4 protein-coding genes and 1 pseudogene are annotated in these 5,947 nt (G+C 69.2%); 3 read left to right on the forward strand and 2 right to left on the reverse strand.

Annotated elements, in window-relative coordinates:
• Positions 1 to 1,393, forward strand: a 1,393-nt coding sequence (locus tag sphsw_RS09800) for a glycoside hydrolase family 125 protein (RefSeq protein ID WP_031440460.1), incomplete at its 5' end; no start/stop codon positions are given.
• 22 nt (positions 1,394 to 1,415) lie between these two features.
• A complete protein-coding gene (locus tag sphsw_RS09805; protein ID WP_031440461.1) occupies positions 1,416 to 3,758 on the forward strand; it encodes a GH92 family glycosyl hydrolase in 2,343 nt (780 codons plus the stop codon).
• A 47-nt stretch (positions 3,759 to 3,805) separates the two neighbouring features.
• Here sphsw_RS09805 and sphsw_RS09810 read toward each other — a convergent pair.
• Positions 3,806 to 4,597 (reverse strand): annotated as a pseudogene (locus tag sphsw_RS09810) (DUF2189 domain-containing protein).
• 37 nt (positions 4,598 to 4,634) lie between these two features.
• The gene (locus sphsw_RS09815; protein ID WP_031440462.1) at positions 4,635 to 5,129 is read right to left on the reverse strand and encodes a TspO/MBR family protein; all 495 of its coding nucleotides are present in this window, start codon (positions 5,127 to 5,129) and stop codon (positions 4,635 to 4,637) included.
• Between the two features lie 47 nt (positions 5,130 to 5,176).
• On the opposite strand from sphsw_RS09815, the gene sphsw_RS09820 reads away from it, so the two are divergent.
• Positions 5,177 to 5,947, forward strand: a 771-nt coding sequence (locus tag sphsw_RS09820) for an ATP-binding protein (protein WP_042467015.1), incomplete at its 3' end; no start/stop codon positions are given.

Genomic DNA, 5,947 nt, shown 5'->3' on the forward strand with positions numbered 1-5,947 from the left:
GGCGCTCGCACTGACGGCGGCGCTGCCCGGTGGGGCGGTCGCCGCGCCGCTGGCAAGCAAGCGCCCGCCGCGTGGCGAGCGTCGCTTCGTCAGCGCCGCGGTCGAGGCCGAGATCGCGCGCGTGAAGGCGAAGATTGCCGACCCCGAACTCGCCTGGCTGTTCGAGAATTGCTACCCCAACACGCTCGACACCACGGTCCGGCTGGGCATGGTCGACGGCAAGCCCGACGCGTTCGTCATCACCGGCGATATCGAGGCGCTGTGGCTGCGCGACAGCTCGGCGCAGATGCAGACCTATGTCCATCTCGCGCCCAAGGACGCGGGCCTGCGCCGGGTTTTTGTCGGGCTGATCGCTCGGCAGGCGCGCTGCATCCTGATCGACCCGTACGCCAACGCGTTCATGGACGACCCGACCGCGAAATCGAACCTGGGCGCGCGGACCGACCAGACCGAGATGAAACCCGGCGTCGCCGAGCGGAAATGGGAGATCGACTCGCTCTGCTACCCGATGCGGCTCGCGCACGGCTACTGGGCAGCGACGCGCGACAAGACGCCGTTCGACGACCTGTGGGCGCAGGCGATGGTCCGCGCGGTCGCGACCTTCCGCGAACAGCAGCGCAAGGACGGCAAGGGCCCGTATCATTTCCAGCGGCTGAACGTCTCGCCGACCGAGACGCTGATGTTCGAAGGCTATGGCGCCCCGACGCGCAAGGTCGGGCTGATCCATTCGATGTTCCGCCCGTCGGACGATGCGTGCCTCTACCCCTTCCTGATCCCGTCCAACCTGTTCGCGGTGTCGGCGCTGCGCATGCTGGCGACGGTCCAGCGCGAGGCGCGCGGCGATACCGCGGGGGCGGCGGACAGCGAGGCGCTGGCGACCGAAGTCGAGGCGGCGCTGCGCGCGCATGGCCGGATGCCGGACGGGCAGGGGGGCGAGGTCTGGGCCTATGAGGTCGACGGCTTCGGCAATGCGATCTTCATGGACGACGCCAACGTGCCGAGCCTGTCGGGCCTGCCGCTGCTTGGCGCGGCGGACCGCGCCGACCCGCTGTTCCGCCGCACCGCCGCGCTCGCCTGGAGCGATCGCAACCCCTATTTCTTTGCGGGCAAGGCCGCGCAGGGAATCGGCGGGCCGCATATCGGCCTCGACATGATCTGGCCGATGTCGATCGTCACGCATGCGATGAACAGCGATGACGACGCCGTGATCCGCCAGTGCCTGACATGGCTGAAGACGACGCATGGCGGCACGGGCTTCATGCACGAATCCTTCCACAAGGATGATCCAACGAAATTCACGCGCAGCTGGTTCGCCTGGGCCAACGGGCTGTTCGGCGAGCTGATACTCGACCTCGAGCGCCGCAAGCCCGGCTTGCTCGCCGCGCGCTACTGACATGGACCCACGGGAGAGACACATGACCACCGCCAACCGCCGCCAGGTGCTCGCCACCACCGGGCTTGCCGGCCTTGCGGGCGTGCTGCCCGCCGCCGCTGCCACCGCGCAGGGCCAGCGCCCGACCGCGGGCAAGCCCGATCTGTTCATCGGCACGGGCGGGCACGGCCACACCTATCCCGGGCCGTCGCTGCCGTTCGGGATGGTCCAGCTCGGCCCCGACACCGACAACAGCCGCTGGGACGCGTGCTCGGGCTATCACCAGGATGACGGCTCGATCATGGGGTTCAGCCACACGCATCTGTCGGGGACGGGAATCGGCGACATGCTCGACGTCCTCGTCGTCCCGACGCGCGGGCCGCTGAAGCTCAAACCCGGTGCGCTCGACAAGCCGCAGGACGGCTATCGCCAGCGCTTCTCCGATGAGCTGGCCGAGCCCGGCTATTACCGCGTGAAGCTCGAATCGGGCGTGCTCGCCGAGCTGACCGTGACCGAGCGGACGGGGCATCACCGCTATACCTTCCCGCAGGGCGCGGGGCACATTCTGATCGACTTCGCGCACATGATCCTCGACGTCTGGGACAAGGGCGTGCTGATCGACGAGGCGTCGCTGGCGCTGTCGCCCGACGGCATGCTGACCGGCAGCCGCCGCGTCCACCGCTGGGCGAAGGGACGGCGGATCCATTTCGCGATGCAGCTGTCGCTCCGCCCCGACCGCGTCGAGTTCTTCGGCGACGACGACAAACCGGCACCGGCGGGCGCGAAGGCGATCACCGGCAACCGGCTGAAGGTCGCGCTGTTCTTCGACCAGGCGGGCGGCGAACCGATCCTGATCAAGACGGGCATCTCCGCGGTCGACGTCGCGGGCGCCAAGGCCGCGCTGGCGGGCGAGGCCCCGGGCTGGCAGTTCGACAGCGTGCGCCGGTCGGCGGCGCGGACCTGGCAGACGCAGCTCGACTGTATCCGTGTCGAGGGCGGCACGCCCGATCAGCGCACGATCATGGCGAGCGCGCTGTATCATACGTTCCTGTCGCCCACGCTCTTCACCGACCGCGACGGCCGTTATGTCGGGCTCGACCGCAAGGTGCACACAGCGGCGCCGGGTGATCCCGCGTACAGCACCTATTCGCTGTGGGACACGTACCGCGCGCTGCACCCGCTGCTCAATCTGGTCCAGCCCGACAAGGCCGCGCAGTTCACGCGCGATCTGGTCCGCCAGACGACCCAGAGCCCGGCGGGCTCGCCGGTCTGGCCGCTCCAGGGTGTCGAGACCGCGTGCATGATCGGCTGGCATTCCGTGTCGGTGCTCGCCGAGGCGTGCGTGAAGGGTGTGAAGGCGGACTATGCCGCCGCCTGGCCGCAGATCCGCCGCCGCGCGTTCGACCGCAGCTTCCGCGATCTGGAGAGCACGCTCGGCCGTGGCTATTATTACGACCTCGGCTTCATCCCCGCCGACAAGGTCTGGGAATCGGTCAGCCGGACGCAGGAATATGCGTATGACGACTGGGCGATGGCGGTGCTCGCGGACGCGGCGGGCGCCTCCGCCGACGCGCAGGCGTTGCGCAAGCGCAGCCTCAACTATCGCAACGTCATCGATCCGAAGATCGGCTTTGCACGGCCGCGCTTCGCCGACGGGACCTGGTGGGCGGACTATGATCCGATCCAGCTTGGCCACAACCCCGACAAGCACCGCGATTACACCGAGGCGAATGGCTGGCAGGCGACGTTCCTCAACCAGCACGATATCTACGGGCTGATCGACCTGTTCGGCGGGGATGCCGGGTTCGTGAAGAAGCTCGACGCGCTGTTCGTCGCGCCCTCGACGCTCCCCAAGAATGCGCCGCCCGACATTTCGGGGCTGGTCGGCCAATATGCGCATGGCAACGAACCCGACCAGCATGCCGCGTACATGTATGCCTATGCCGGTGCGCCGTGGAAGACGCAGGCGATGGTTCGGCGGCTGTGCACCGAGATGTACAAGGCGGATCCCGACGGCGTGATCGGCAACGACGATTGCGGGCAGACGAGCGCGTGGTTCATCTTCTCCGCGCTCGGCCTCTATCCGGTCGATCCGGTCAGCGCGGTCTATGTCTTCGGCTCGCCGCTGTTCGATGCCGCGGAGGTCGCGCTGGGCGGCGGCAAGACGCTCAGGATCACCGCGTCGGGCAACGGTCCGCAGGCACCCTATGTTCAGTCGGTGCGGTGGAACGGCAAGCCCTGGACGAAGAACTGGATCGGGCACGCGGACCTCGCCCAGGGTGGCGAGCTCGCCTTCGTGATGGGGGACAAGCCGTCGCGGTTCGGCACGGCGAAGGCGGATCGTCCGCCATCGTACCACCCCGGACCGCGCCTGACCCGGGCTTGAAGGCGACCGCGCCGCGCCGGGTAACCCGGGCGCGGCGCGGGGGTGCGTCAGCGGACGACCAGACGCGTATAGAGGTGCCAGGTCGCATAGCCGAGCCAGGGCAGCACCACCGCCAGCCCGATCGCGAGCGGGATCAGCCCGAGGACGAGGAGCCCGGCGACTCGCGCCCCCCAGCCGAACACCGCGCGCGGGTTGCGCCGCGCCGCTGCGAGCGAGGTGCGCAGCGCGAGGCCTGCATCGACCGGCTGATCGACCACCATCGGGAACGCGACCAGCGCGAAGACCAGCGTGGCGATCGCGAACGGCGCGCCCGCCAGATTGCCGAGCAGGATCAGCGTCCACCCCTCCTGCGTCGTGAACAGCCGGCCCGCGACGTCGCCGATCCGCAGCGGCGCGGTCGCACCGAAGGTCAGGTCATAGACCGCATAGGCCGTCGCCAGCCATCCGACCATAAGCGCGGCGAGCCCGGCGGTGAGGATCGCGAGCGGCAGGCGGCTGCGTCCGTTGAGCGGATCGAGGAAATGCCACTAGCTCGAGTCGCGCCCCTCTTCGCGGCGGCGCGCGAGTTCGTAGAAGCCCGAGGCGGCGGCGGGGCCGAGGATCGAGAGCCCGGCGACCAGCGGGAAGAACAGCGGCAGCAGCGGCGCGTTGTACGTCACGACCGCGGCGACGAGGCAGACGATCGGGTAGAGCAGGCCGATCACGATCAGGTCGCCGCGCTTGGCGAGAAAATCCTTCCACCCCTCGGCAAGGGCCCAGCGCAGGTCGGCGGTGCCGATCTCGCGGATCTCGGGGATGGCGGGTGCTGGCGCGATGAAGCTGTGCGGATGGGTGGCCATGATCTGCTCTCCGTTCAGGGGGTGGCGTATATCCTCGTCATGCGGGGTATCGTTGGGCGGCGTGACCGAACGGCCGGTTCAGCCGCACGATCGCCCAGTTGAGCCAGGCCGCAAAGCTGACCCACAAGAGATAGGGCGCGATCAACAGGCTCGCGAAGCGGTCGATGGGCCACAGCCCGACGACCAGCGCGACGAGCGACGCCCAGAGAAACACGACCTCGATCAGCGCCCAGTCGGGGCGCCGGGCGCGGAAGAAGAGAGGGCTCCACAGCAGATGGAAGACCGCGTTGACCGCAAACAGCGTCACCACCTCCGCGCGCGTCGCGGCGTCGGGCGCGGCGGTCCAGGCGATCGACGCGGACCAGGCGGCCAGGCCGAGGATGATCGTCCAGGCGGGACCGAACAGCCAGTTTGGCGGCTGCAACCGCGGCTTGCGCAGCGTGCGGTACCAGGAGCCGATCGGCGTCATCAAGCCGCCGACGACGCAGAGCGCGATGGCGGCACTGCCGCTCACGACAATCGGGTTAAGCATTACATTGTCCATCTTGCCGAGTGTCCAATGCGTGTTACACCTTTGGCATGCGCGTGTCTTTCCCCTTTTCGGCGATCGTCGGTCAGGACGAGATGAAACGCGCGCTGCTGATCGCTGCGGTCGATGCGCGGATCGGCGGGGTGATGGTGTTCGGCGATCGCGGCACGGGCAAGTCGACCGCGGTGCGCGCGCTCGCCGCGCTGCTGCCGCCGGTGCGCGCCGACCAGGCGGGGTATCAGGACGGGACGCCGCGCAGCGGGCAGGTGCCGGTGCCGTTCGTCGACCTGCCGCTCGGCGCGACGGAGGACCGGGTGGTCGGCGCGCTCGATCTCGAACGCGCGCTGGGCGCGGGGATCAAGGCGTTCGAGCCGGGGCTGCTCGCGCGCGCCAATGGCGGTTTTCTCTATATCGACGAGGTCAATCTGCTCGAGGATCATATCGTCGACCTGCTGCTCGACGTCGCCGCGTCGGGCGAGAATGTCGTCGAGCGCGAGGGGCTGAGCGTCCGTCATCCGGCGCGGTTCGTGCTGGTCGGGAGCGGCAATCCCGAAGAGGGCGAATTGCGGCCGCAGCTGCTCGACCGGTTCGGGCTGTCGGTCGAGGTTCGCACCCCGCAGGATCTGGACCAGCGCGTCGAGATCCTCCGGCGCTGCGACGCGTTCGAGCGGTCGCCGGCGGCGTTCGTCGGGCACTGGGCGGCGGACGAGCGCGCGACGCTGGCGGCGATCGCGCGGGGGCGGGCGGGGTTGCCGATGGTCGCGCTGCCCGACGCGGTGCTCGCCTTCGCGTCGCGGCTGTGTATCGCGGTGGGGGCTGAC

Origin of the sequence: Sphingomonas sp. FUKUSWIS1 (assembly GCF_000733135.1) — a bacterium.
Classification (GTDB): Bacteria; Pseudomonadota; Alphaproteobacteria; order Sphingomonadales; family Sphingomonadaceae; genus Sphingomonas; species Sphingomonas aerolata.

Coding starts and splice junctions, on each gene's coding strand:
- sphsw_RS09805 (WP_031440461.1), top strand. CDS start 1,416: ATGACCACCGCCAACCGCCGCCAGGTGCTCGCCACCACCGGGCTTGCC.
- sphsw_RS09815 (WP_031440462.1), bottom strand. CDS start 5,129: ATGCTTAACCCGATTGTCGTGAGCGGCAGTGCCGCCATCGCGCTCTGC.